Source organism: Acidovorax sp. HMWF018 (genome assembly GCF_003061035.1).
GTDB lineage: Bacteria > Pseudomonadota > Gammaproteobacteria > Burkholderiales > Burkholderiaceae_C > Acidovorax > Acidovorax delafieldii.
Genome location: NZ_QAIM01000176.1, coordinates 1 through 349 on the forward strand (window position 1 = coordinate 1; position 349 = coordinate 349).

1 pseudogene is annotated in these 349 nt (G+C 75.1%); it reads left to right on the top strand.

The window, feature by feature from the left end:
* A pseudogene (locus DBR23_RS29550) lies at positions 1–349 on the top strand (hypothetical protein); the annotation flags it as partial.

Below are 349 nucleotides of genomic sequence, written 5' to 3' on the forward strand. Positions count from 1 at the left end.
ACCCGAGACCCTGCCGAGCAAGTGGCCCAGCGCGCCGCCCCCTCGGCTGCCGCCCCGACGGCTCCCACAGCCAGCCTGCGTGTGCGCCCCGAGACCGCGTTTGCTGGCCCGCCTGCTCCCGCCCAACCCGGCACCCCCGCGCCCGTCACGGGCGGCCTGCGCCGTATCGATCGTGCAGGCCAGAGCCCGCTCTTCACGAATGTGCCCGACGCCGCTGTGGGCGGCAACGAGTCGCTGCTGGCCCGTGGTCAGGTGAGCGCCCAGAACATGGCCGCTGCCGACGCGCTGGCCGGTTCGCAACAGCGCGACTCCGCCGCCCGGGTGCAGACCACTCAGCCCAGTGGCGGGG